The organism is Afipia birgiae 34632 (assembly GCF_000308295.2).
GTDB lineage: Bacteria > Pseudomonadota > Alphaproteobacteria > Rhizobiales > Xanthobacteraceae > Afipia > Afipia birgiae.
Map to the genome: position 1 here is coordinate 2,105,436 of NZ_HG326652.1, position 25,143 is coordinate 2,130,578.

The window sequence follows — 25,143 nt, forward strand, 5'->3', positions numbered from 1 at the left end:
GTACAATCGCCGCGACATTCATATCAGCGTGTCAGGTCAGACTGAGTTCGTACTTCTCGATGTCCTTGGCGCGTTCGGAGCCTGCCGCCGCCCGGTGATCGGTCGCGATCATGGTGTACACCGCGGGCAGCACGAACAGCGTGAACAGCGTACCGATCGTCATGCCCGCGACGACGACGAGGCCGATGGAGAAGCGGCTCGCCGCGCCGGCACCGCTGGCCGTCAGCAACGGCAGCAGACCGGCGACCATTGCCGCAGTTGTCATCAGGATCGGCCGTAACCGGACCCGCGCGGAGTGTTCAATCGCCGTTCTACGATCCAGCCCCTCCTTCAACTGAAGCTCGTTGGCGAACTCCACCATCAGGATGCCGTGCTTGCTGATCAGTCCGATCAGCGTCACCAGGCCAACCTGCGTGTAGATGTTGATTGTCGCAAGTCCGAAGTACAGCGGAATCAACGCCCCCGAGATCGCCATCGGCACTGAGATCAGAATGACCAGCGGGTCGCGGAGACTTTCGAACTGCGCCGCCAGCACCAGGAAGATGATGATGAGCGCAAACACGAAGGTGACGGCGAGCTGGTTTCCTTCCTGCACGTATTGCCGCGAATCCGCGAGAAAGTCGCGGCTGAAGCCCGCGGGCAGTTGCTTGGCCTGCTCCTCGAGGAATTCAACGGCCCGGCCGACCGTGACGCCCGGCATCGGCACAGCCTGGAAGGTCGCCGAGTTCAACTGGTTGAAATGCGTCAGCGCGTTCGGATTGGTCATGGTTTCGATGCTGACAATGGTCGAGAGCGGAACCTGCCGGCCGCCCGTCGTGGCCACGTAATACTTCTCCAGCGATTCCGGCGAGAGTCGAAGATCACGCGGCACCTGTGGGATCACCTGATAGGAGCGCCCTTCCAGGTTGAACCGATTGACGTAGTTGCCTCCAAGCAGTGTCGACAGCGTGGTACCGACCGCCGCCATATTGATACCGAGATCGTTGGCTTTCGACCGGTCGATGTTGACGCGCACCACCGGCTGGTTGAACGCCAGATCGCTGTCGGCCACGATGAAGAGACCGCTCTCGCGCGCCGCCTTCTTTAGCTTTTCCATCTGCTCGAAAACAGCCTGGAATCCGCTCGTGGTGCTGATCACCATTTGGACCGGCAAGCCGCCCGGTCCACCCGGCAACGGCGGCAGGTTGAACGCGAACGCGTTGACGCCCTCGATCTCGCTCAACTTGGCCTGAACCAAAGGCTTCAGTGCAAGCGACGACCGCGTCCGCTCATCCCACGGCTTCAGGATCATGCCGGCGATGCCATTGGCAGGTCCGCTGATGCCGTTAATGATAAAGCGCAGATCGGTTTCGGGGAAGCTCCCGAACGCCTTGTCGAGCTTGGTGCCGTAATAGTTGCTGTAGTCGATATTGGCGTATTGCGGCGCCTTGGTCACCGAGAAGAGGATGCCCTGATCTTCTTCCGGCGCCAGCTCCTTGCTGGTGTTCATGTACATGAAGCCGACAAGGAACAGGATGGTCGCGCAGAAAAGAACGGTGATCGGACGGTAGTCGAGCGACCGGTCGAGCTTGCGCCCATACCAGCGAGTCACCTTGCCGAATACGTTATCGACGATCTTGGCAAAGCGGCCGTGGCCGCTGCCGCTCTTGAGCAACACCGAGCACATCATCGGCGATAGCGTCAAAGCGACGACGCCGGAGATGATCACAGACCCCGCGAGCGTAAACGCGAATTCACGGAACAATGCACCGGTCAAACCGCCGAGGAATCCGATCGGCGCGTACACGGCCGCCAGCGTGATGGTCATCGAGATGACCGGGCCGACGATTTCCCGCGCGCCTATCAGAGAGGCTTCAACGGGCGATTTGCCCTCCTCCAGATGCCGATGGATGTTTTCGACCACGACAATGGCGTCGTCGACCACAAGTCCGATGGCAAGCACCATCGCCAACAGCGTCAGCAAGTTGAGCGTAAAGCCCATCGCCAACATCAGGATGCAGGCGCCGACCAGCGATAGCGGAATGGTGACGACCGGAATGATGACTGAGCGCAGCGAGGCCAGAAACAGGAAGATCACGACGACCACGATGACGACCGCTTCGAGCAGGGTGTTGCGTACCTCGTCGATCGACGACTGGATGAACTTGGTCGAATCGTAAGCCACCCGCATTTTCAGCGACGGCGGCAGATTGCGTTCAATTTCCGGGAAAAGCGCGCGCACGCCCTTCACGATGTTCAGCGGGTTGCCCTGCGGGGTCGACTGCACGCCGATGAAGATGGCCTGCTGGCCGCTGAGCGACACGCTGGAATCCGTACTCTGCGCCCCCAGTTCAACGGTCGCGATATCCTCAAGCCTGACGAAGCCGCCATCCTTGGCCTTCACGGTCATCCGCTTGAACTGCTCGATACTGGTCAGATCGGTATTGGTCGTCACGTTCGAAACGATGAAGTACCCCTTAGTTTGACCGGCGGCGGCCTGGAAGTTGTTGGCCCTGATGGCCGCCTGGACATCGTCGGGCGACACATTGCGGCCGGCCATACGTGCCGGATCGAGCCAGATACGGGTGGCCAGCGTTTGCGCGCCGAGAATATCGGCCGAGGCAACGCCATCGACCGTCGCCAGAATCGGCTGCACCACGCGCGCGAGATAGTCGGAAATCTGCGGTCCGCTCAGTTCATCGCTGGCGAAGCCGAGATACATCACCGCCGTAGTCTGGCCGGTCGATTTGGTGATGACGGGATCGTTGGATTCTCTCGGGATCAGATACCTGACCGAGCTTACCTTCGAACTGACTTCGGTCAGCGCCGAATTCGGATCGACGTTAAGCTTGACGTAGACCGTGATCGTGCTCAGGCCCTGCACCGAGGACGACGTGATGTAATCCACGCCTTCCGCCGAGGCCACCGCCTGCTCGATCGGCTGCGTGATGAAGCCTTGCATCAGGTCAGGCGACGCGCCGGGATAGGACGTCGTGATCGTGACGACGGTGTTCGACAGCTTGGGATACTGACGAATTCCCAGATGCGTCGCCGCCTGGAAACCGATCAGCAGAATCAGCAGGCTGACGACAAGCGACAGCACCGGCCGCTTGATGAAGATATCAGTGAAGGCCATGAGCGGCGCTCCGTTAAAAAATCAATTGCGCGGCGGCTGCGCGGGAATCGGTGGCGGCGGATCGGCCGAGATCGCGACGGCCGAGCCGGACTGCAGCTTGAGCTGTCCAACAGCGACAACACGGTCGCCCGGCTTTACCCCACTCAAAATGACGACCCGCCCGTGAACACGAGGACCGGTCTTCACAAAGGTCCGGTCCGTCTTCAGCGATGCTTTCCCGTCCGCATCCTTGGTTTCGGTGATCAGCCAGACGGAATCGCCGTAGAGGGTGTAGTCGACGGCGGTCTCAGGCACCGTGACCACCGCCGGCTTCGGCGGCAGTTCAACCGTCGTGGTCGCGAACATGCCGGGCTGCAGGATACGATCCGGGTTCGCCAGCGTGGCCTGAATCCTTACGTTGCGGGTGTCGGCGCTGATCTGCGGCTCAATGGTTGTGATCCTGCCCTCGAAGGTCCTGCCCGGATAGGCGTCCACAACGATGCGAACGGTCTGACCGACATTGAGAACCGCGCGGTCCTTTTCAGTCGCCGTGAAGTTCAGGAACAGCTGTGACAGATCGGTCAACGAGACGATCTGCGTTCCGGCGCTCAGATACTGACCGAGTTCGACCATACGCACACCGAGATCGCCGTCGAACGGCGCCTTGATCCGCTTTTGCGAAATGATCGCTTCGGTCTTGGCAACCGCCGCCTGAGCCTGATCGAAAGCCGCCTGCGACTGATCGACCGTTGCCTGCGGGCCGAAACTCTTCGCCGCCAGCGCCTTGGCGCGATCGAGCGCCAGCGAGGCCGCAAGCGTCTGTGCCTTGTAGCTGGCAAGATCGCTCTGGTCGGGGGCATCGAAAATCTGGATAAGCGGATCGCCCGCCTTCACTTTCGTGCCTGCCGTGAACAAAATCTCGGTGACACGGCCGCTGACGTCAGTCGTGACGTTGACCTGATGAACCGCGGCGAGATCGCCTACGCCTGTCAGCAGATTCGGCAGCACTTCCGACTTGGCTTCGACAGCACTGACATTGGTCGGTGGCGGCTTCATGCTGGCGAAGAATTTCTTGATGCCTTCGCTGCGCAGATGATTGAAGCCGACAATAACCACCAGCAACAGCACGAGTGCGCCGCCAATGATGATCATCCAACGCCGCATGCGCACCGGCTTATGCGGGATCTTTTCGCCTGACGAAGGCGTTTGATGAGAGGGTGAGCTCTTGGCGTCCATGTTTATGCACTTTCCGCAATCCGGACCGCCGCATCCGAGAGCGGTGGAACGGTATCCAAATAAGAAGCGATAGCCTGGCTGTTCATTCCGATTCCCCGAAGAATGAACTGGCAAATATAACGTTCGAAGTCCGGCGCACTTGGATAGTCCAGCGAGGGAGTCGCGGGAAGCCTTGTCAGGGCAATCATGTGAACAATTTGATGCGCGAACCAGAAAAGATTGAGCGGTTCACCCTCCACTCGCTCCGCGTCACCAGTAGCGATGGCGCTTTCAAGCGAGGCATTAAAGATGGGACCGATCAGATCTCCGATCTTGTCATAGAGCACCCTTGCAAATTCACCGTCGTTCAACTGGCTCGAGATCAACAGCCTGATTCGCTGCGCATCTTCCTGATCCGGCTCGTCCGGAGCGCGCATGAAATGCACGACCATCTCGCGGATCAAAATGACGAGCGTCTCCGTCGAGGGCTTCAGCTCGCGCAGCCGAAGCAATTCCGGATCAGCCTCGCAGGCCTCCGCAAGTATCTCTGCATAGAGTGCGGCTTTAGTAGGGAAATGCTTGAACAGCAGTCCCTCCGAGATACCTGCGGCACGCGCGACACTTCGCGTCGTCGTCCCTGCAAAACCGTACAGGGCGAAACAACCTTTGGCCGCCTCCAGGATCTGCTCCCGGCGGAGATCGCCTGTGAGTCTGAGGGTGCTCATGTGAGTCTGAGGGTGCTCATGCGGCGTGAGTAAGCACTCACTTAGCCTAAAGTCAACTGGATTTGCTGCAATGCAGTGCGCATTTCAGCCACAATCGCGGCATCCGGCCTTCGCCTCTTGGCACGTCTGGATCACACCGCGCAGCACATTGTTCAAGAACGGCAGATACAGGCAGCCAGTGGCTGACCATAGCGACGTTCCTGCCATGTGAATTGTTCCGCGCCTCCTCTCCGCGCCTGCCCGAAAGCAGGCTTTGCCCTTTGGGTGTTGATCTCTCATCGTTCCCAGAACGAGGTCTTGCCTAAATCGGGCAAACCCGCCTCAATGCGCACCAACGAATGGCCCCCGCCCAAGCGGGAAGGCCGCTAAGGCCCGCAATGAAACAGGGCCACGAGGGGGAGATGCTATGACCACGGTAAATTCACCGCCGGGCAATGACCCGACGGTCATTTCCGATGAGGCTTTGCGCAAGGCTGAGGAATTCATCGAAGCGGATGAAGGCGCGACCAACAGGCTCGGCGGGCTGGCGGGCCAGGCTGTCACCTACATCGCCATCGCGATGAGCCTGTTTCATCTCTATGCGGCCTACGCGATCGTTCCGACGCAGGAGCTTCGCTACACCCACGTCGCGTTCACGCTGCTGCTCTCCTTCCTGCTGTTTCCGCTGGCCGCGCGCTTCCGTAACCGCGTGCGCTGGTGGGACGTACTTCCCGGCATTCTCGCCATCGCAACCATCGTTTACGCTCTGTGGGGCGGCGACGATTTCACCGACCGCGCCACGACGCCCGACCGCTGGGACGTGATCGTCGGCGTGATTTTCATCGTCCTCGTCCTCGAAGCGACACGCCGCACCACCGGCGCGATCATGCCCGTGGTCGCCATCTTGTTCATCGCCTACGCGATGCTCGGTCCATATTTCCCCGCGCCCTGGACACATCGCGCTTACGATCTGTCGCGGCTTGTTGGCCACCTCTTCATCACGCTCGAGGGCATCTTTGGCGTCGCTGTCGATGTGTCCGCGACACTCATTATCCTGTTCACGATCTTCGGGGCGTTTCTCCAGCAATCGGGCGCCGGAAAATTCTTCATCGACTTCTCGCTGGCGATGATGGGCGGCAAGCCGAACAGCGCCGGACGCACCGTGGTCTTGTCGTCGTTCTTGCTCGGCGGGCCGTCGGGATCTGGCGTCGCCACGACCGTGATGATCGGCACAGTCGCGTATCCGATGATGAAGAAGGCCGGCTTCGAGAAAAACGCGGCCGGCGGCCTTCTCGCCGCGGGCGGGCTCGGCGCCATCCTGTCGCCGCCAGTGCTGGGCGCTGCGGCGTTCCTGATCGCGGAGTTTCTCAAGATCAGCTATCTCGACGTGATCTGGATGGCCACCATCCCGACCTGTCTCTATTATCTCTCGCTGCTGATCATGGTCGAACTCGACGCCAAGCGCTTCCATGCGCGTGACGTCAACTTCACACCGGAGATGTCGCTCGGCGCAATGACCAAGCGCTACGGCTTCCACTTCATCTCGCTCGTCGCCGTCGTGGTCTTCATGGTGATCGGCTACTCGCCGGCATTGTCGGTGTTCTATGCGATCATCACAACGTTCCTGCTCAGCTTCCTGCGCAAGGACACAGCGCTGATGCCGCCGAAGCTGAAGCGTGCGCTGGCTGACGGCTCGATCGGCGCACTGAATGCCGCAACCACTTGCGCGTGCGCCGGCATCGTCGTCGGCATCGTCACTCTGACCGGCCTTGGCCTGAAGTTCTCGTCGATCGTGATTTCTTACGCCGGCGGCAGTCTGCTGCTGACGGCGATCTACACGTCGCTGATCGTCTGGATCATCGGCCTCGCCGTACCTGTCACCGCGTCCTACATCATCTGCGCGGTGATCGCGGCCCCTGCCCTGATCAAGCTCGGCGTGCCGGACTACGCCGCGCATATGTTCATCTTCTATTACGCGGTGCTCTCGGAGGTCTCGCCGCCGACCGCGCTCTCGCCGTTCGCGGCAGCCGCCATCACCGGCGGCGATCCCTACAAGACCACGCTGCAATCGTGGAAATATACGCTGCCGGCATTCCTGGTGCCATTCGTGTTCGTGCTCGACCCGCAGGGCGTTGGACTGCTGCTCAACATTCCTAAGGGTGGTTCGTGGGTCGACATCTTCGAAATCACCCTCAAGACCACGCTCGGTTTGATGGCGCTAGCGGCCGCAGCGCAAGGCTGGGTCCTCCGGCATACCACCCTGATCGAGCGCGGACTGTTGGTGCTGTCCGGTCTCCTGCTCGTGTTTCCGAGCCTGATCGAAGCACTGATCGAAGCGGCGATTGGTCGCGATATCTCTTATACTTATGTACCCGGCGTCCTGATCGGATTGGGGGTATTGTTATGGCAGGCAAAGGGGCCGGCGCTTCAACGACCGGCCTGAAGATTCAACAGGGAGAACTGGAATGAAAAGAACAACAAAAATCGCTGCGGTGCTTGCCGTCGCGTTGTCCGCTGGGCTGGCGCTGACTGCCCACGCACAGCAGAAGACAATGGCGATCGGAACAGGCGGTACCGGCGGCGTATATTATCCGCTCGGCGGCGCCATCGCCAACGTGCTGTCGAAGAACCTGCCGAACGTGCAGGCTACAGCCGAAGTCACCGGCGGTTCTATCGACAACCTCAAGCTCATCGGCACCGGGAAAAACGAACTCGGCTTCACGATGGCCGACGCGGCGCTCGACGCCTACAAGGGCGAAGACAAGTTCAAGAGCGGAAAGATTCCGCTGCAGGCACTTCTCGTCGTCTATCCGAACCGCATGCATGTCGTGACCGTCGAGAGCACCGGCATCAAGACCATGGCCGACCTCAAGGGCAAGCGCGTCTCCACCGGCTCACCCGGCGGCGCGACCGAAGTCATGGCGTTCCGTGTTATCGAGGCTGCCGGTCTCGACAAGGACAAGGACATGAAGCGCGAGCGTCTCGGCGTCGCCGAATCCGTCAACGCCATCAAGGACGGCAAGATTGACGCGTTCTTCTGGGTTGGCGGCATTCCGACAGCCTCGGTGACGGACCTCGCAGCCACACCGGGCGTCAAGCTCAAGCTGATCGATCACGCCGACACCGTGGAAAAGATGAACGCGAAGTACGGCAAGCTCTACAGCGCGGGCATCATCAAGGCCGGATCGTATCCAGGCTACGACGTCGACAACAAGATGGCCGAGGTCTGGAACATCATCGTCACCGGCGACAAGATGAGCAATGACGAAGCCTACAACATCGTCAAGACGCTGGTGGAGAAGAAGGCCGATATCGTTGCCGTGCACAAGGAAGCGGAGAGCTTCTCGCTGGACAACCAGGTGCAGGACCGCTCCCCGGTGCCGTTCCATCCCGGCGCGATGAAATACTTCAAGGAAAAGGGCAAAGGCGGCTAGGCCCAAGCCGAATTGCTTCGATGAACCCCGACCTCGCGCCGGGGTTTTTCGTTGCGGCTATGGAGTTGCCTCCGGCGCATCGCGATCGATGGCGAAATCGTCGAACCACGGCTGATCGTTGCCGGCAATCGATGCCGCGATCATCCGCGACGCGAGATAGCTGTAGGTGATGCCGTTGCCGCCGTAACCGAAAGCTGCGTGAATGCGCGGATGACCGGGAACGCGCCCGATCAGCGGCAGACCATCGGTTGTCGTTCCGAACGCGCCTGACCAGACAAACTCCGCGACCGGCTCTGCATGCGACCACAGCCCGTTAAGCCTGTGCAGGAGAGCCTCCGCCTTCGCCGGCATCAACCGGTCGCGCGCTTCCGGCTCGATCACCTGATCGTCGTCCTCGCCGCCCATGATGATCCGGTTGTCGTTCGTCGTGCGTGCGTAACTGTAATTCTCCGAGGCTTCCCAGATCAGCGCGCCGTCGCGCCAAATTGCGCTGGCAGGCTGCGGGGGCGTTGCGACCGCCCAACTCGATGAAATCTTGTGAAGACTGGAGTCAAGAAAATCCGGCATCACGTAGCCGGTGGCGAGGACGACGTGCTTCGCCTCAATGAGGTGGCCGCTGTCGAGTTCGACGATGACCGCCTGCCCGCTGTTGTCATAATTTTCGGCACTGGCATCGAATATCCTGGTGCCATGCATCGTCGCCACATTCAGCAACGCCTGACACAGCAACAACGGGTCCGCATCCGCCGAACCTATCGAATGGATCGCAGCCTCCCGGTAGAGGCCGAACTTCTCCAGCAGGGTCAGGTGATCAAGATACTCCCCGGGCAGCCCGGCGCGCATGCGAAGCTCGTGTTCGGTTTTCAGTTCGCGCGCGCCGACCTTTCCTGCCGCAAGGTAAAGCGAGCGCTTGTGGCGCATGCCGCAGGCAAGGCTGTGCGTGTTCACCAGTTCGGCCAGCCCGCTAACCGCGCCAAAGCTCCGGCGATAGATGCCTGCGGCGCGCTCGAATCCATACATCGCTGTAAGATCGTTCAGGGAGCTGTCGATCTCCCACAACAGCATGGCCGTGCTGGCGGTCGTACTGCCAAGGCCGGGGCGCTGCCGGTCGATGATGCAGACCTCATGGCCCTGCGCGGCGAGATGCTCGGCCGCCAGCGACCCTGTGATGCCCGCGCCGACAACCAGAATCTCGCAGCGGAAATCCCGGTCGACGAAGGGACGGACGGGCTGCACGAGCCGCTGGCTCCAGGGCGACCTGCCACCGCGCAAGTCGTTTTGCCGAACTCTCTCTGGATCGAACATCATTCGCTTCAATCATGGGCTGGAAACGGCACTCCCCTGTGCCGCAGCCATGATGACGCCGGAACGTGGCAAAAGTTCCTTTCGCGAGTGTCCCGAATCCGAAGTTCGCTTCATGCTGCAGCAGCTCCCATAGCGAACTTCAGATTCGAAAGGACACTAGCAGATATGATTCTAGTGGCTTTGGTTCGCAAGTCCGCAAACAGAGGGTGCGGTAACGGTGATGCGGACTTGCGGACCACCACACTAGCCGTCAGGCCCCCTCATCCAGCGCGACCAGTTCGCGCTTCTTCCGCAGCGACGGCAGCAACGGCCCGATCAGCAGGATCGCAGCCGCCACCAGGCAGATCGCCGAGATCGGACGCTGCACGAAGGTCATCAGATCGCCCTGCGACAGGATCAGGGACTTGCGCAGATTGTTCTCCAGCAGCGGCCCCAACACGAACGCCAGAACCAATGGGGCCGGCTCGTACCCGAATTTCCGCATCAGATAGCCGATGACGCCAAAGCCCACCATGACGTAGACATCGAAGACATTATTGCTGCTGCAATAGACGCCAACGATGGTGAACAGCAGGATCATCGGAAACAGCACATTGTAGGGCAATTTCAGCAACTGCACCCACATCCCGATCAGCGGCAGATTGAGGATCAGCAACATGATGTTGCCGATATACATGCTGGCGATGATGCCCCAGAACAAGCCGGGGTTCTGGGTGATCATCAATGGCCCCGGCTGAAGGCCATGGATGACAAAGGCGCCGAGCAGCAGCGCCATCACAACGTTCGGCGGGATACCGAGTGTCATCAGCGGGATGAACGCGCCGCCGGCGGCTGCGTTGTTCGCCGCTTCCGGCCCCGCCACGCCCTCGATCGCGCCCTTGCCGAATCGCTCCGGCGTTTTCGACAGCCGCTTCTCCAGCGCATAGGACGCAAAGGACGCCACCACCGCGCCGCCGCCCGGCAGAATGCCTAGAAAGAATCCGAGCAGCGTGCCGCGTCCGACAGGCCCGGCGCTCGCCTTCCATTCTTCTTTATTGGGCAGAAGCTGCGTGATCTTGGTCTCGATCACATCGCGCTTGATGACCTGCTCAATATTGATGAGCACCTCAGCCACACCGAACAGACCCATCACCACCGGCACCAGGCCGATGCCGTCGATCAGTTCGATCCGGCCAAATGTCAGCCGCGGCTGCGCCGTGATGCTGTCGAGGCCGATCAGCCCGAGCACGACGCCGATGCACGCCATCAGCAGCGCCTTGGCCATCGATCCCTGGGTGAGGAACGTCAGCACCACGAGGCCAAGCACCATCAAGCTGAAGTATTCAGCCGGTCCGAAGGCTACCGCGACGTTTGCCAACGACGGCGCGATCAGCATCAATGCAATCAGCGAGAAAGTGCCCGCGATGAATGAACCAAGCGCGGAGATGCCGAGCGCCGGCCCGGCCCGACCCTGCTTCGCCATCTGGTGACCGTCGATACAGGTCACCACAGACGCCGCTTCGCCCGGAATGTTGACGAGAATCGACGTGGTCGAGCCGCCATACATCGAGCCGTAGTAAATGCCGGCCATCATGATGATGCCGGCCTCCGGCGTGCCGGACAGCGTCACCGGAAGCAGCAGCGACATCGCCGAAATCGGACCGATGCCTGGCAGCACCCCGACCAGCGTGCCGATGAACACCCCGATGAAGCAGTAAAGCAGGTTGATCGGCTGAAGCGCGACGCCGAGACCGTGCGAGACGTTGACGAGAACATCCATGAGCTTGCCCGATCAGCCGATGTTGAAAATGCCCGAAGGCAACTGGATGAGCAGCGCATGCTTCAACACCCACCAGACCCCGAGCGGCGCAAGCACCGCGAGTGGGATCGCCAGCGTCCAGCGCACCGGATCGATCACCCGCAACAGCAGCAACAGCAGCGGGATCGACGACAGGAGAAAGCCGAGTGGCTGAAGAAGGGATGCGAACAGCGCGAGACATCCGATCACAACCAGCGGCTTGGTCCAGCGGGTTCCGGCCCACAGCGACCGGACAGTCGGGCCGCCTTCCGTTATCGCTGCGACAATAATCGACAGCGCGAACAGGCACATCAGGATGCCTGTGTAAAATAATACAAAACCTGATCCAGGGTCGTTGATGCTTCCGATCTTGAGCTTATAGCCCGCCCAGATCACAAAAATGCCGAGCGCGAGGCCGACCAGCCCGCCCCACAATTCGGAATTGTTCAGCGCGACTTTCGCGCGGTCCGACTCTGCCATCGCCCACCTCCCCCAAACATCAGGTCAGGGCCCGCGGCAAGCGCGAGCCCTGCATTGAGCGCGCAGACCTTAGTTGGTCTTTTTGGCGAGCCCGAGCGTATCGATCACCTTGCGTTCGGAGTCGGTGACCTCGGCGACGAACTTCTTGTAGTCTTCGGTGTTCTTGTAGTTCGCGACCATGTCGAACTTCGCCAGCGTCGCGATAACCGCCGGATCTTCGATCGCTTTCTTGAAGGCGTCGTGGAGCTTGGCCACGATCTTCGGGTCCATGCCCTTGGGGCCTGCGATACCGAACGGCGAATCGTAGACCATCGAATAGCCGAGTTCATTGAGCGTCGGTGCATCGGGAAAGTTCGGTGAACGCTTCGATGTCCACACCATCAGCAGGCGCAGCTTGCCGGCGTCGACCAGCGGTCGCCATCCGGTGGAATCAGCCTGCAGCATGGTGTGGTTGCCGAGCACCGCGGCGTTGGTTTCCGCGCCGCCCTTGAACGGCACCTGCGTCAGCTTGATTCCGGCTTTTCCGGCGATCTGCTCCATCCCGATATGAAGCGATGTTCCGGCTCCCGGCGTCGCATACGTCACCTTGCCGGGATTGGCCTTGGCGAAATCGACTACGTCCTTCCAGGTCTTGAACTGCGAGTCCGCGTTGGTGGTCACACCGAAGGTGTAGCCGGTCAGGTGCACGATGTAGGTAAAATCCTTGTCGGGATTCCACGACACGTCCTGCATCAACGGAAGCCGGAACACCGTGATCGGGATCTGCGAAATGGTGTAGCCGTCCGGCTTCGCCGCCGCAGCCATCGTCGCCGGGCCGACCGTGCCACCGCCCCCGGCCTTGTTATCCACGACAATCGGCTGGCCAAGGACCTTTGACGCGCTTTCGGCGATCGCGCGCATGGAAATGTCGGTCGAGCCGCCTGCGGGCCACGGCACGATCAATGTGATCGGCTTGGTGGGATACTCCTGCGCCATTGCGACACCGCAAACCGCTGCGAACGCAGCCGCGGCCAATCCGGTCTTCAGTACGGTTCGATAAGTCATTGATCATTTCTCCCTTGGCGGCTCGTGATGTGTCCGAACCTGTCTTGTTCTATTTTTATGGAGTGATGATCCCCGAAATCAGCGCGAAAGAAAAGCAAGGAGACGCATGAAGGCGCAGTTATTGCGACGCATCACGCTGCTCCGCCATATGATCCCAGAATGTTCTGCCTCGAACGGCCTCTCGTTCGCTTAGCGAAACAGGCCGCCCCACATTCAGACACCACACCGCATACGTTCGGCAAATCTGCCGCTTTTGACATCATCAAATCGGGCCCAACGAGACCTGCGGATCGGATATGCTTACGGAACCATCAGCATCCGGCGGTGGCCGGAACGGAGCCCTTCAATGCACCGCGTGACCATCACCCTTGACGACGATCTCATGGCGGACCTGGACCGCATGATCGAGCAGCACGGCTATCAGAACCGTTCCGAAGCCATCCGTGATTTCGCCCGAGCCGGAATGCAGCAGGCCGAACAGGACGCCGGGAAGGCCGGCGGCGAATGCGTCGCCGCGCTGGTTTATGTCTACGATCACGCCGCGCGTGATCTCTCCAGCCGCCTGGTCAACAACTTCCACGACCACCATGATCTGTCGCTGGCGACGCTGCATGTGCATCTAGACAACTACAACTGCATGGAGATCACTGCGCTGAAGGGCCGGACCGCCGACGTGCAGCACCTGGCCGATCACGTCATTGCAGAGCGCGGGGTGCGCTATGGCCGCGTGGTGATGATCCCCACCGACCCCGGCGCAAAACCGTCCGCTGCGCGCAAGCGTCAGGCGCACCGGCACACCTGATAAGACGTTCAAGCTGATGCGCCTCACCTCAACATGCGGTATCGATCCAACATGACAAAAGCCAGATCCAATCTTCAGATCGATTCCGCTCGCCTTTGGGGTGACATCCACGAAACCGCGAAATTCGGCGCGACGCCCAAAGGCGGTGTGAAGCGCCTCACCCTTGGCGCCGAGGACAAACACGTGCGCGACTGGTTCCGCGCCGCCTGCGAAGCGGCGGGGTGCGAGGTTCGCGTCGATGCGCTGGGCACCATGTTCGCGATCCGATCCGGCCGCGACATGTCGAAGCCGCCGATCGGGATTGGCTCCCACCTCGATACCCAACCGACCGGCGGCAAGTACGACGGCATTCTCGGCACCCTCGCCGCGCTGGAAGTCGTCCGCGCCATGAACGACGCCGGGATCGAGACCGACATTCCTGTCTGCGTTTGCAACTGGACCAACGAGGAAGGCTCACGCTATGCGCCGGCGATGATGGCGTCTGCCGCCTATGCTGGCGACTACACTACTGACGATATTCTCAGCCGCAAGGATGCCGACGGCATCACCGTCGCAGACGCGCTCGACACCATCGGCTATCGCGGCGCGGAGGCGGTCGGGAAGCAGCAGTTCAGCGCCTTCGTCGAACTGCACATTGAGCAGGGGCCGCTGTTAGAGGCAGAAAACAAGACCATCGGCGTGGTCGATCGCGGCCAGGGCATCATGTGGTACAACGGCTCGATTGCCGGTTTCGCCAGCCATGCCGGGACCACCCCGATGCCGCTGCGCAAGGATGCCCTCGCAGCATTTTCCGAAGTTGTGCTTGCGGTTGAAAGAATCGCGCGTGATCTCGGGCCGAACGCGGTCGGCACCATCGGCGAAATCAAGATCGACAATCCGTCGCGCAACGTCATCCCCGGTGACCTCGCTTTCACCGTGGACATTCGCAGTTCAGAGTCAGCCACGCTGGACAAACTGCACGATGCGCTGCAAAGCGCGGTCGCAGAGATTGTAGTTCGTCGTAACGTGAAGATCACGGTTGAGCAAATCTGGCGCAAGGAGCCAACTGTGTTCGACACAAAATTGGTCGATGCGGTCGAGGCCGCAACCAAGGAGATCGGCTACAGCCATCGCCGCATCACGTCCGGCGCGGGACATGACGCCTGCAACCTCGCAGGCGTGGTTCCGGCGGCAATGATCTTCGTGCCCTGCAAGGACGGCATCAGCCATAATGAACTGGAAGATGCGACACAGGCCGATTGCACCGCAGGCGCAAACGTACTGCTGCATACCGTTCTCTCGCTCGCGGGCATTGCATCTGCGCCGAAAGCGGGTGGCTAGAATTTGACCTCGATAAGATGCACATTCAGCGTCGTCCCGGCGAACGCCGGGACCCATCGCCCCTAGCCTCTCAGCAAGACACGTCATACATCCCGCACAATATTCCGCGACATGGATAGGTCCCGGCCTTCGCCCGGACGACCAGCGAAATTTCTTCCATCGACTGAAAGCTCCGTTCCGCATGACTTCAAAAGTTGCCAATCCGCCTGTCGCCCCGCGCCGTCCTCACAGCTTCTCGCACCACGGCATCACCGTGACCGACGATTATGCGTGGCTGAAGGACGAGAACTGGCAGGAGGTGCTGCGCGAACCATCAGTGCTCAAGCCGGACATCCGCGCCTACCTCGAAGCCGAGAATGCCTACGCCGACACCGTGCTGGGCCATACGGCTCCGTTGCAGCAGAAGCTTGTCGCGGAAATGCGCGGGCGCATCAAGGAGGACGATTCCAGCGTCCCCTCGCCCGACGGGCCGTTTGCCTATTTTCACAAATATCGCGAAGGTGGTCAGCACGAGCAGATCGCACGGCAGCCCCGTGACGGCGGCGAGGCGCAGTTCATCATCGACGGCGATCAACTGGCCAAGCAGACCGAATACTTCAGGTTCGGTGAAGCGCGACACTCACCTGACCATACGCTTGAAGCCTGGAGCGCGGATGTTCGCGGCTCCGAATACTTCACCATTCGCGTGCGCGACTGGGAGAGCGGCAATGATTCCGCCGACATCGTCGAGGAGACCGATGGCGGCATCGTCTGGGCTGCGGATTCGAAATCATTCTTCTATGTGAAGCTTGACGACAACCACCGCCCGATGCAGGTCTATCGCCACATCCTCGGCACCCAGCAGTCCAACGACACGCTGGTCTACGAGGAAAGTGATTCCGGCTGGTTCACGCATATCCATGAAAGCGCGAGCGGGCGCTTCTGCGTGATTGCAGGTGGCGATCACGAAACGTCCGAGCAGCGGCTGATCGATCTGAGCGCGCCCGAAGCTCAGCCGCGCCTGATCGCACCGCGCGAGGAAGGCGTGCAGTATTCGATTGCCGACCGCGGCAATCAGCTTTTCATCCTGACAAACGCTGACGACGCCATCGATTTCAAGATCGTCACTGCACCGCTGGCTTCGCCCGCGCGCAAGAACTGGCGCGACCTGATCCCGTACCGCCCCGGCACCTACATCATCGATGTCGAGCTTTACTCCGGTCATCTGGTGCGGATGGAGCGCACCAACGCGCTGCCCTCCATTATCATCCGCGATCTTGCGACCTTGCAGGAACACGCTATCGCCTTCGATGAAGCTGCCTATTCGCTCGGCACCATCGGCGGTTACGAATTCGATACGACGCAGATCCGGTTTTCCTATTCGTCGATGACGACACCGTCGGAAGTATTCGACTACAACATGGTCAGCCGCGAGCGCGTGCTTCGCAAGCGCCAGGAAATCCCCTCCGGTCACGATCCGGCGAACTACGTGACAACGCGCGTCATGGCGACGTCCCACGACGGCGCGCAGGTACCGGTGTCGATCCTCCACCGCAAGGACCTCAACCGCGACGGCAGCGCGCCGCTGCTGCTCTACGGTTACGGCTCCTACGGCAGCGCGATGCCGGCGTCGTTCTCCGCCAACCGGCTGTCATTGGTCGACCGCGGCTTTGTTTATGCCATCGCGCATATCCGCGGCGGCGCGGACAAGGGCTGGGGCTGGTATCTCGACGGCAAGCGCGAGAAGAAGACCAACACCTTCGACGATTTCGCCGCCGCAGGCCGCGCGCTGATCGAAGCGAAATACACCTCGGCGAAGAAGATCGTCGGTCACGGCGGCAGCGCCGGCGGGATGCTGATGGGTGCGGTGGCGAACCGCTCGGGAGAACTATTTGCGGGCATCGTCGCCGAAGTGCCGTTCGTCGACGTGCTGAACACCATGCTCGACGAGTCATTGCCGCTGACGCCGCCGGAATGGCCCGAATGGGGCAATCCGATCGAAAGCGTGGCCGATTTCAAGACTATTCTGTCGTATTCGCCATACGACAACGTCGCCGCGAAAGATTATCCCGCCATTCTCGCGATGGGCGGGCTCGCCGATCCGCGCGTGACGTATTGGGAGCCGGCAAAATGGATCGCACGGTTGCGGCCGCTGATGACGGGCGGCGGGCCGGTCCTGCTGCGCACCAACATGGGCGCAGGCCATGGCGGCGCGTCCGGGCGTTTCAACCGGCTGGACGAAATCGCAATCGCCTATGCATTTGCATTATGGGCGGTAGGATTGGCGGACACAGGCTCATAAAACCGATTTCTCCGACGCACATTCAATGTCACAACATCGATAGCACTTTCGGTTAGGAGTTGAAATTTCTCCAACCAACTGCAGCGACGACGGGTCTCGTCCTGTGCCGGGACCGGTCGTGGAAACATTTCCTCTTATCTCTCGGGTAATTTCATCGCGCCCGTATCACGCACCATGAAATCCGCTTCCGTTGCAGCGCGTCATGACGCGTCGCCGTTCTCCGCCCATACTCCTACGCTTCCGACTCGCCTGCTGTCCGGAATTCCCGCATGCTCCGCCTGCCCTTCTATTACGGCTGGATCATTGTCGCCGTAACCTTCATCACCATGGGCATCGGCGTGAATGCCCGCACCTCGTTCTCGCTGTTCTTTTCGCCGATCGTTGACGAGTTCGGCTGGGATCGCGGCATTACCGCAGGCGCCTTCTCCGTCGGCTTTCTGGTCTCGGCGCTGCTCAGTCCCTTGATAGGCAAGCTGATGGACCGCAGCGGTCCACGCGTCGTGATGGAGCTTGGCGTGGTGCTGATGGGCGCGGGCCTGTTGCTCGCGCCGCTGACGACGCAGCCGTGGCATCTCTATGTCACGATTGGATGCCTCGTCGGTGCGGGCAGCATTTGTCTCGGTTACTCTGGCCAGTCGCTGTTTCTGCCGAACTGGTTCGTCCGGCGCCGGGGCCTCGCGGTGGGCCTCGCCTTCGCCGGTGTCGGCATCGGATCCATCATTATCCTGCCGTGGGTGCAGTTCCTGATCGACAAGAGCGGCTGGCGCGCCGCGAGCTGGGCGATGGGCATTCTCGTTCTTGTCGCACTGATCCCGCTCAATCTGCTGCTGCGCAAACGCCCCGAGGACATCGGGCTGCAGCCGGACGGCGACGCTGCGCCCACCGCAACGACGGTTGCACCTCCGTCGAACATCGTCGATCCGGCATGGGCCGCAACCGACTGGACGCTCGGCCTCGCCGTGCGCACCGCGCGGTTCTGGTGGATTTCGCTGGGCTATTTTTGCGGCCTCTATGTCTGGTACGCCGTGCAGGTGCATCAGACCAAGTATCTCGTCGAGATCGGGTTCAGTTCGACCTCCGCCGCATGGGCGCTGGGCATGGTCAGTCTGATCGGCATTCCGGGACAGATCGCGCTCGGCTATCTCTCGGACCGCATCGGCCGTGAATGGATCTGGACCGTATCGAGTCTCGGCTTCGCGATCTGCTTCGCGGCGTTGATCGCCTTGCAGTTCACACCGACGCTGCTGCTGGTATACGTCATGGTCATTGTGCAGGGATTCCTCGGCTACGGCTTCACGTCCATCATGGGCGCAGTGGTCGCCGAAATCTTCCAGGGCAAGCATTTCGGGACGATCTTCGGCACCATCGGGTTCACCGCACTGGCCGGCGGCGCAGCGGGGCCTTGGGTGACCGGCATCCTGCACGACATCTACGGCGACTATACGCTGGCTTTCATCATTGGCATTGCGATGAGCGCATTGTCCGCCGCCGCAATCTGGCTCGCATCTCCCGGAAAGATCCGCGCCGTTGCGGGCCGCATGGACCGGATCGCGAAGGCAGCCTAAAGCCCGATCTGCACCGGATAGCCTTCGCGCAGCGCATTGACGATCGATGGCGGTGTCAGAAGCTTTGCGTCAGTGAGACTCGTCAACGTCCGGCTGTAACCAGCGAATGACCAGCGCCAGGCCTCATTGTTCGCGATCAGGTAACTCTCGCCTTCACTGGTCACCATCGACCCATTCGGCAGCTTGAGCGCAGCGGTGTGCAACGGATGCAGCCGCTTCTCGCGGCGATCGATCCGTTCGCCGTGAAGCACGGCGTCCATCTCGGTCGCGTAAGGTTTTGCGTAGCCGTTGCCTTTGGCCCATGCATCACGAAATGTCGTCGCATCGTCCCGGCGGCAATAGAAGCATGGACGATGTCCCGCCGCGAAAGATGTCGCTTCGTCGAGGAAGAATAGCTCGGTCCAGCTTCGTCCGCCCATCACCTTGCGCCTGCGTCCGCGAAATTCGCAGACGCAGGTGATCCATGCCTTCGACGACCAGCGCCGGTTCAGCAGTGTCTTCGTCGCCGGATCGTGGATGATGCCGCGATTGCCGGTGAAGCGGCCGCGATGCCCGGTCGCTACGATCTCACCGAACGGCGATACGCGGTTCTGGAGAGGCATGAACTAGTTCAGCACATCCTGATTGATGACATTCTCGCGGATCGGCTTGCCGTCGAGCGCGCTGAGAATGTTCTTGGCGGTTTGCAGGCTCATGCGGTCAAGCGCTTCGCGGGTCACGCCCGCCAGGTGCGGCGCCGTGATGACGTTGTCGAGCTTGAATAGCGGATGATCCGGCCGCGGCGGCTCCTGCGCGAACACGTCGACGCCGGCTCCTGCGATCTTACCCGAAATGAGCGCCGCATGAAGCGCGTCCTCATCGACGATGCCGCCGCGCGCGGTGTTAATGAGATAGGCCGTGGGCTTCATCAACTGCAACTGCGCCATGCTGAACATGTTGACGGTTTCCGGCGATTTCGGACAGTGAATCGAGACGAAATCGGCGCGCGGCAGTGCCGTGTTGAGATCCGTCACGTACTCCGCCCCAGCTGCCTCGACCGCAGCGGCAGACTTGAACGGGTCATAGACCAGAACGTTCATCTCCATCGCAACCAGCCGCTTCACCGTCCGCGTGCCGATGCGACCAAAGCCGACCACCAGCGCCGTCTTACCGAGCAGGTCGAACGGGATCGCACCGAGACGCTTGGTCCAGTTGCCGCTCTTGACGATGCTATCCAGTTCGGTCGAACGCTTCGCCAGCCACAGCATCATGAACAGCGCGCATTCGGCGACCGACGGCGAGTTCGCGATGCCGGTCGTCATCAGTGGAATTTTCTTGCCGCTCAGGGCTTTCACGTCCACCGCGTCGTAGCCGACGCCGATACGTGCAACCACCATCATTTCCCCGGAGGAAATGATCTCGTTGGCGCCAAAGCCAGTGCCGCCGAGCGCTACGCCGTTAACCGGGGCGTGCTGCTTCAGCATTTCATTGAAATCCGGCGCGGAAATCGTGTTGGGAAACTCGATGGCCTCGATGTCGCTGCGCTCCCGAAACAGCGCCCAGCCGCCCGGCGACATGGTTTCCACAATCAGCAGTTTCTTCTTGTTGGTGGCCATTTCATCCCCTGATGGTTTGTTGGTTTTCATTCCGCCGCGAGGCGCAAGCCGCCCATCATCGCCTTGTTTCACGCCTCCCCGCAAGCCGGGAAAGGAGCCGAACCGCGCCCTTGCAGCCGTCACTTTGCAAAGGCACACTCCCCGCGCCGCGTCGTTCGGATCGGCAGAAACAACAACAGGAGATCAACCCGTGACCCAGCCCGCGCCCCATCCCGCATCCCTTCTCGAAGCGCTGGCGCGCTGGGACACGCCGACCATCTGCAACGCGCTGGAAGTGGTCGCGCCCGAACGCCGCCTCACCGGTTTTACCGTCAAGCCGCTGGTCTGCCCGTTTCCGGATCTGCCGCCGATGGTCGGCTACGCCCGCACCGCAACAATCCGTGCCACCTCGCCCTCGAGCCTATCGGCGGCGGATCAGCGCGCCCAGCGCGTCGCCTATTACGAATATTGCGGCACAGGTTATGGCCCGCGCATCAGCGTGATTCAGGATCTCGATGGCGCGAACATCGGCTTCGGAGCATTCTGGGGTGAGGTCAACAGCTCGGTGCACAAGGCGCTCGGCTGCCTCGGCGTTATCACCGATGGATCGATCCGCGACATCCCCGCGTGGGCGCCGGGATTCCAGGCGCTGGCCGGCAGCATCGGCCCCTCGCACGCCTTCGTTCATCTTGCCGGATTTGGGGAAACCGTTTGCGTCGCAGGCATGACGGTCAGTTCGAACGATCTCATTTACGCCGACCGTCACGGCGCGGTTGTGATTCCGGCCAACATCGCGGAGAAACTCCCCGATGCCGCGCGACTATGCGAGCGCCGCGAAGAGCCGATCCTCGGCATCGCCCGCGATCCCGGCTTCACCGTGGAGAAGCTCAAGGAAGCGCTCGCCAAGGCCGCGGAGATTCACTAACGCGTGACGATGGCGCAAGCCTTCTCGCAACACGCAATCAACGGAAGGTTTTGCTCCATGAAAGTCGCGCTCGGTGTCATCGTCGGATTGGTGATCGGATTCCTCGCCATGACCTATTTCAAGACCGGTCATCTGCCGTTCTGAAAACGTCACAAGGCAATCCGGATTTCTGATGCCCCTCTCGCCTTCTTACCGCGCCTCGACCAGCCACGCCGCGCTCGGTCCGGAGTTTTACGACGTCGTCGCGGCAGCGGTGTTTCCCGATCACATCCTGCGCTATCGCAATCAGCGGGCGGCGAAGACCGTCGGGCTCGATACGCTCAGCGACGAGGAATGGATCGCGCATTTCGGACGCTTCGTGCCGCTGAGCGCAAATTTCGAACAGCCGCTGGCGCTGCGCTATCACGGCCATCAGTTTCGCGTCTACAACCCGGAGCTTGGTGACGGGCGCGGCTTCCTGTTCGCGCAATTGTACGACGACAAGGGCCGCCTGCTGGATCTTGCCACTAAAGGCAGCGGCAAGACGCCGTGGTCGCGCACTGCCGACGGACGCCTGACACTCAAGGGCGGTGTACGTGAGGTGCTGGCGACCTCGATGCTGGAAGCGCTCGGTGTCGATACCTCGAAAACCTTTAGCCTGGTTGAGACCGGCGAAGCGCTGGAGCGCGGCGACGAACCCTCGCCCACACGATCCTCCGTGATGGTGCGGCTGAGCCATTCGCATATCCGGATCGGCACGTTCCAGCGCCAAGCGTTTCATCGCAGCACCGAAAACATCGTCAAGCTGCTCGACTACACCATCAAGACTTACATGCCTGACGTCTGGCGCGACGACGTGCCGGCGCGCGCCGTTACATTTCTTGAGGAGGTCTGCCGCCGCGTCGCGCGTGTCGGCGCGCAATGGATGGCCGCCGGATTCGTTCATGGCGTTCTCAACACCGACAATATCAATGTCACCGGCGAAAGTTTCGATTACGGCCCGTGGCGGTTTCTGCCTATGCTCGATCCCGCCTTCACCGCAGCCTATTTCGACGAAACAGGACTTTACGCCTACGGACGTCAGCCCGATGCGTTGTTCTGGAATGTCACACGGCTGGCGGAGTGCCTACTTGGCATCACGGATCAACCGAGCCTTGAGAAGGCGCTTGGCGTTTTTGAGCCAACCATTCGTCAGGAATTCACCAGTGCGATGGTGAAACGGCTCGGCGTTCAGTCACTCGATGCAGTACGCGACAACGAACTGGTGCGCGCGTTGTGGATATTCCTGTCGGAAACGAAAGCGCCGTTCGAGCAAACCTTCTTTGACTGGTTCGGCGGCCTCGCGAGCTCCGAACGCGCGGCGAGCAGCCCGTCGAAGGATTTCTACGCGAATCCGGCGTTCAGCGGGGTCCGCGATGCATTGAAAGATTTCGTTCCACGCGATGGCGTCGATCTCAACCACGCGTATTTCAGTAAGCCCGCTGCATGCTCGATGCTGATCGAAGAAGTCGAGGCGATCTGGAAACCAATCGCCGACAGCGACGACTGGTCAGTGTTCTACGCCAAGCTTAAGGCCATTGATGAGATGCGCGAGGCGTATGGGTTGGCGTAGGGCAGATTTGACATACTTGCGCAGAAAACCCGCCGTTGAGATATCAGTGATCCAGCCCATATATCAGCCCTCCTCGACAGAGCGGGCGACGTGATTACATTCGAACCGAATTCCCGTAGGATCGGGTTTATGTACAAGCATCTCGCAACAACGAAACCCATTCGGAGCCACCGCAGCGGGTTCCTCGCGTACGCCATGCCCCTCGCCCTCGTGCTCAGCATGGCCAGCGATGCAATCTGTCAGAGCGCATCGCAAGGTGTACCGAACGCCATGCAAGGTTTTTCGCAGAACCGTAACCAGCCCATACAGATCGAGGCGGCTTCGCTAGAGATGCAGGATCGAAAAAAGGAGGCTACCTTTTCCGGCAATGTGAAGGTGGTGCAAGGCGACACGACCATGACGTCAAAGAGTCTGGTCGTCTTCTATGAGCCCAGTTCGCAAGGTTCATCGGCGGCTCCAACTGGAGCAGGTGGCCCTTCTCCATCGTCGCCGCTGCTAAAATCAGCCACGCCGGGGCCCGGTGGAAATTCTTCGATCAAGCGGCTGGAAGCACGCGGCCATGTCATCGTGACCCGCAAGGATCAGATCGTGAGCGGCGAGACTGCGGTGTTCGACACCGCAGCTAACCTGATCACCGTGCGCGGCGGAGTGATACTCACTCAATGCAAGAACGTGCTGCGTGGTGACCGCCTTCTGGTGAACATGACGACAGGCGTGTCGCGGGTGGAATCCGATAGCGGGCCAGTGAAAGGCATGTTCAACCAGTCTTCGGGACCAGGTTGCGATGCACCGGCGACTTCGCCCGCCCCGCCCATACCAGGCTCAAGGAAATAATGCCCCTACTCCATCGGAGGGTGGTCAGGATTTCAAACATCGTACAAACGAGTTGCCCGGCGCGAGGCCGGGCATGACGTAGAGAGATCAGCAATCTAGCTGCGAGAAGGTAAAGAAGCTTACGCCACCTTCTTACGCGGCTCGGACACGGCGAACGTGCCGTCGAGGAAGCCGGTCAGGCGCTTGCGGATGATGAACTCGGCATCGGCCATGATGCGGTCGATCAGTTCCTTGCAGGTCGGAATGTCGTTGATCAGGCCGACCATCATGCCGCAGCTCCAGGCACCCGCGTCCATCTCGCCTTCCAGCATTACTTTCGGGTAGACGCCGGCGACCTGATCCATGATGTCCTGAATCTTCAGGTCCCTGCCCTTCTCGCGCTCGATCTCGATTAGCTTCTCGACATTCCTGTTGTTCAGCACGCGCTCGGTGTTGCGCAATGCGCGCATCACGAGTCGGGTGTCGAGCTCGGTCGCCTTGAGCAGCGCCTGCTTCACGTTCTCATGCACCGGCGCTTCCTTGGTGGCGATGAAGCGCGTACCCATGTTCATGCCCTGCGCGCCCATCGCGAGCGCGGCAACGAGGCTGCGCGCATCGGCCATTCCGCCCGAAGCCACGAACGGAATTCTCAATTCTTCTTCCGCGCGCGGCAGGAGGATCATGTTCGGCATATCGTCTTCGCCAGGATGACCACCGCACTCGAAACCGTCGACGCTGACCGCATCGCAGCCGATGGCTTCAGCCTTCAGCGAGTGACGAACCGAGGTGCACTTGTGGATAACCTTGATGCCTGCCGCCTTTAGCGCCGGCATGTACTGCTCGGGACTGCGGCCTGCGGTCTCGACTGCCTTGATGCCGGCTTCCTTGATGGCCGCGATATATTCGGGATACGGAGGCGCTGCAAACGTCGGCAGGAAAGTAAGATTTACGCCGAACGGCTTGTCGGTCATGTCCTGGCACTTCTTGATTTCCTTCGCCAGCAGCTCGGGCGTCTTCTGCGTCAGGCCTGTGATAATGCCGAGCCCACCCGCGTTCGACACAGCAGATGCCAGTTCAGCGAAGCCGACAAAGTGCATGCCGCCCTGGATGATCGGGTGCTGGATGCCGAACAGTTCCGTAATCGCCGTTTTCATATACTTTTCTCCTCCGGTTATGCCCCATCGATACCGCAGGTGTTCGCGGCGCGACAATGGTTCGG

General features: G+C 60.7%; 20 protein-coding genes. 10 read left to right on the plus strand and 10 right to left on the minus strand.

The features are described 5' to 3' along the window. Positions 1-31 precede the first annotated feature (31 nt). The 3 genes from BN32_RS09960 to BN32_RS09970 are packed head-to-tail and all read right to left on the minus strand — an operon-like array spanning position 32 to position 5,034. On the minus strand, positions 32-3,115 hold the full coding sequence (locus BN32_RS09960) for a MexW/MexI family multidrug efflux RND transporter permease subunit (protein ID WP_019198034.1): 3,084 nt from the start codon (positions 3,113-3,115) through the stop codon (positions 32-34). Between the two features lie 21 nt (positions 3,116-3,136). Beyond that, positions 3,137-4,330 (minus strand): efflux RND transporter periplasmic adaptor subunit, encoded by a 1,194-nt coding sequence (locus BN32_RS09965; protein WP_019198035.1) that lies wholly within the window; start codon positions 4,328-4,330, stop codon positions 3,137-3,139. A gap of 2 nt (positions 4,331-4,332) precedes the next feature. Further along, a complete protein-coding gene (locus tag BN32_RS09970; protein WP_019198036.1) occupies positions 4,333-5,034 on the minus strand; it encodes a TetR/AcrR family transcriptional regulator in 702 nt (233 codons plus the stop codon). 406 nt (positions 5,035-5,440) lie between these two features. Between BN32_RS09970 and BN32_RS09975 the strand changes: the two genes are divergently transcribed. Further along, positions 5,441-7,456, plus strand: a complete 2,016-nt coding sequence (locus tag BN32_RS09975; RefSeq protein ID WP_019198037.1) for a TRAP transporter permease — start codon at positions 5,441-5,443, stop codon at positions 7,454-7,456. A 22-nt stretch (positions 7,457-7,478) separates the two neighbouring features. Next, entirely contained in the window at positions 7,479-8,447 is a 969-nt protein-coding gene (locus BN32_RS09980) for a TAXI family TRAP transporter solute-binding subunit (RefSeq protein WP_019198038.1), read from the plus strand. 57 nt (positions 8,448-8,504) lie between these two features. On the opposite strand, the gene BN32_RS09985 is transcribed toward BN32_RS09980, so the two are convergent. The 4 genes from BN32_RS09985 to BN32_RS10000 all read right to left on the minus strand — a co-directional run bounded on the left by BN32_RS09985 (position 8,505) and on the right by BN32_RS10000 (position 12,984). Beyond that, on the minus strand, positions 8,505-9,755 hold the full coding sequence (locus tag BN32_RS09985; protein ID WP_019198039.1) for an NAD(P)/FAD-dependent oxidoreductase: 1,251 nt from the start codon (positions 9,753-9,755) through the stop codon (positions 8,505-8,507). A 247-nt stretch (positions 9,756-10,002) separates the two neighbouring features. Next, positions 10,003-11,511 (minus strand): tripartite tricarboxylate transporter permease, encoded by a 1,509-nt coding sequence (locus BN32_RS09990; RefSeq protein ID WP_019198040.1) that lies wholly within the window; start codon positions 11,509-11,511, stop codon positions 10,003-10,005. A gap of 12 nt (positions 11,512-11,523) precedes the next feature. Then, positions 11,524-12,009, minus strand: coding sequence for a tripartite tricarboxylate transporter TctB family protein (locus BN32_RS09995; protein ID WP_019198041.1), 486 nt, complete (start codon positions 12,007-12,009; stop codon positions 11,524-11,526). Between the two features lie 69 nt (positions 12,010-12,078). Then, positions 12,079-12,984, minus strand: coding sequence for a tripartite tricarboxylate transporter substrate binding protein (locus tag BN32_RS10000; protein WP_430641914.1), 906 nt, complete (start codon positions 12,982-12,984; stop codon positions 12,079-12,081). A 415-nt stretch (positions 12,985-13,399) separates the two neighbouring features. On the opposite strand from BN32_RS10000, the gene nikR reads away from it, so the two are divergent. The 4 genes from nikR (at position 13,400) to BN32_RS10020 (ending at position 19,021) form a co-directional block, all read left to right on the plus strand. Next, entirely contained in the window at positions 13,400-13,855 is a 456-nt protein-coding gene (gene nikR, locus BN32_RS10005; RefSeq protein ID WP_019198043.1) for a nickel-responsive transcriptional regulator NikR, read from the plus strand. A 51-nt stretch (positions 13,856-13,906) separates the two neighbouring features. Then, positions 13,907-15,175, plus strand: a complete 1,269-nt coding sequence (locus tag BN32_RS10010) for a Zn-dependent hydrolase (protein WP_019198044.1) — start codon at positions 13,907-13,909, stop codon at positions 15,173-15,175. Between the two features lie 181 nt (positions 15,176-15,356). After that, the gene (locus tag BN32_RS10015; RefSeq protein WP_019198045.1) at positions 15,357-17,456 is read left to right on the plus strand and encodes a S9 family peptidase; all 2,100 of its coding nucleotides are present in this window, start codon (positions 15,357-15,359) and stop codon (positions 17,454-17,456) included. A 269-nt stretch (positions 17,457-17,725) separates the two neighbouring features. Further along, entirely contained in the window at positions 17,726-19,021 is a 1,296-nt protein-coding gene (locus tag BN32_RS10020; protein ID WP_019198046.1) for an MFS transporter, read from the plus strand. Here the strand turns inward: BN32_RS10020 and BN32_RS10025 are convergent. Then, positions 19,018-19,623, minus strand: coding sequence for a hypothetical protein (locus tag BN32_RS10025; protein WP_019198047.1), 606 nt, complete (start codon positions 19,621-19,623; stop codon positions 19,018-19,020). The genes BN32_RS10020 and BN32_RS10025 overlap by 4 nt on opposite strands. Before the next feature lie 3 nt (positions 19,624-19,626). Beyond that, positions 19,627-20,616, minus strand: coding sequence for a hydroxyacid dehydrogenase (locus tag BN32_RS10030; protein ID WP_019198048.1), 990 nt, complete (start codon positions 20,614-20,616; stop codon positions 19,627-19,629). Positions 20,617-20,806: 190 nt separating this feature from the next. On the opposite strand from BN32_RS10030, the gene BN32_RS10035 reads away from it, so the two are divergent. The 4 genes from BN32_RS10035 (at position 20,807) to BN32_RS10045 (ending at position 23,945) form a co-directional block, all read left to right on the plus strand. Beyond that, positions 20,807-21,520, plus strand: coding sequence for an RraA family protein (locus BN32_RS10035; RefSeq protein ID WP_019198049.1), 714 nt, complete (start codon positions 20,807-20,809; stop codon positions 21,518-21,520). A 3-nt stretch (positions 21,521-21,523) separates the two neighbouring features. Beyond that, entirely contained in the window at positions 21,524-21,664 is a 141-nt protein-coding gene (locus tag BN32_RS27445; protein ID WP_156946960.1) for a hypothetical protein, read from the plus strand. 28 nt (positions 21,665-21,692) lie between these two features. After that, entirely contained in the window at positions 21,693-23,111 is a 1,419-nt protein-coding gene (locus BN32_RS10040) for a protein adenylyltransferase SelO (protein ID WP_019198051.1), read from the plus strand. A 129-nt stretch (positions 23,112-23,240) separates the two neighbouring features. Further along, positions 23,241-23,945, plus strand: coding sequence for an LptA/OstA family protein (locus BN32_RS10045; protein ID WP_019198052.1), 705 nt, complete (start codon positions 23,241-23,243; stop codon positions 23,943-23,945). A gap of 119 nt (positions 23,946-24,064) precedes the next feature. Here the strand turns inward: BN32_RS10045 and BN32_RS10050 are convergent, their stop codons facing one another. Beyond that, positions 24,065-25,078 (minus strand): NAD(P)H-dependent flavin oxidoreductase, encoded by a 1,014-nt coding sequence (locus BN32_RS10050; protein ID WP_019198053.1) that lies wholly within the window; start codon positions 25,076-25,078, stop codon positions 24,065-24,067. Positions 25,079-25,143: the final 65 nt, after the last annotated feature.

Bases quoted from the DNA above. Each gene is read 5' to 3' on its own strand.
- BN32_RS09960 (WP_019198034.1), bottom strand. From the start codon at position 3,115: ATGGCCTTCACTGATATCTTCATCAAGCGGCCGGTGCTGTCGCTTGTC.
- BN32_RS09965 (WP_019198035.1), bottom strand. From the start codon at position 4,330: ATGGACGCCAAGAGCTCACCCTCTCATCAAACGCCTTCGTCAGGCGAA.
- BN32_RS09970 (WP_019198036.1), bottom strand. From the start codon at position 5,034: ATGAGCACCCTCAGACTCACAGGCGATCTCCGCCGGGAGCAGATCCTG.
- BN32_RS09975 (WP_019198037.1), top strand. From the start codon at position 5,441: ATGACCACGGTAAATTCACCGCCGGGCAATGACCCGACGGTCATTTCC.
- BN32_RS09980 (WP_019198038.1), top strand. From the start codon at position 7,479: ATGAAAAGAACAACAAAAATCGCTGCGGTGCTTGCCGTCGCGTTGTCC.
- BN32_RS09985 (WP_019198039.1), bottom strand. From the start codon at position 9,755: ATGATGTTCGATCCAGAGAGAGTTCGGCAAAACGACTTGCGCGGTGGC.
- BN32_RS09990 (WP_019198040.1), bottom strand. From the start codon at position 11,511: ATGGATGTTCTCGTCAACGTCTCGCACGGTCTCGGCGTCGCGCTTCAG.
- BN32_RS09995 (WP_019198041.1), bottom strand. From the start codon at position 12,009: ATGGCAGAGTCGGACCGCGCGAAAGTCGCGCTGAACAATTCCGAATTG.
- BN32_RS10000 (WP_430641914.1), bottom strand. From the start codon at position 12,984: ATGGCGCAGGAGTATCCCACCAAGCCGATCACATTGATCGTGCCGTGG.
- nikR (WP_019198043.1), top strand. From the start codon at position 13,400: ATGCACCGCGTGACCATCACCCTTGACGACGATCTCATGGCGGACCTG.
- BN32_RS10010 (WP_019198044.1), top strand. From the start codon at position 13,907: ATGACAAAAGCCAGATCCAATCTTCAGATCGATTCCGCTCGCCTTTGG.
- BN32_RS10015 (WP_019198045.1), top strand. From the start codon at position 15,357: ATGACTTCAAAAGTTGCCAATCCGCCTGTCGCCCCGCGCCGTCCTCAC.
- BN32_RS10020 (WP_019198046.1), top strand. From the start codon at position 17,726: ATGCTCCGCCTGCCCTTCTATTACGGCTGGATCATTGTCGCCGTAACC.
- BN32_RS10025 (WP_019198047.1), bottom strand. From the start codon at position 19,623: ATGCCTCTCCAGAACCGCGTATCGCCGTTCGGTGAGATCGTAGCGACC.
- BN32_RS10030 (WP_019198048.1), bottom strand. From the start codon at position 20,616: ATGGCCACCAACAAGAAGAAACTGCTGATTGTGGAAACCATGTCGCCG.
- BN32_RS10040 (WP_019198051.1), top strand. From the start codon at position 21,693: ATGCCCCTCTCGCCTTCTTACCGCGCCTCGACCAGCCACGCCGCGCTC.
- BN32_RS10045 (WP_019198052.1), top strand. From the start codon at position 23,241: ATGTACAAGCATCTCGCAACAACGAAACCCATTCGGAGCCACCGCAGC.
- BN32_RS10050 (WP_019198053.1), bottom strand. From the start codon at position 25,078: ATGAAAACGGCGATTACGGAACTGTTCGGCATCCAGCACCCGATCATC.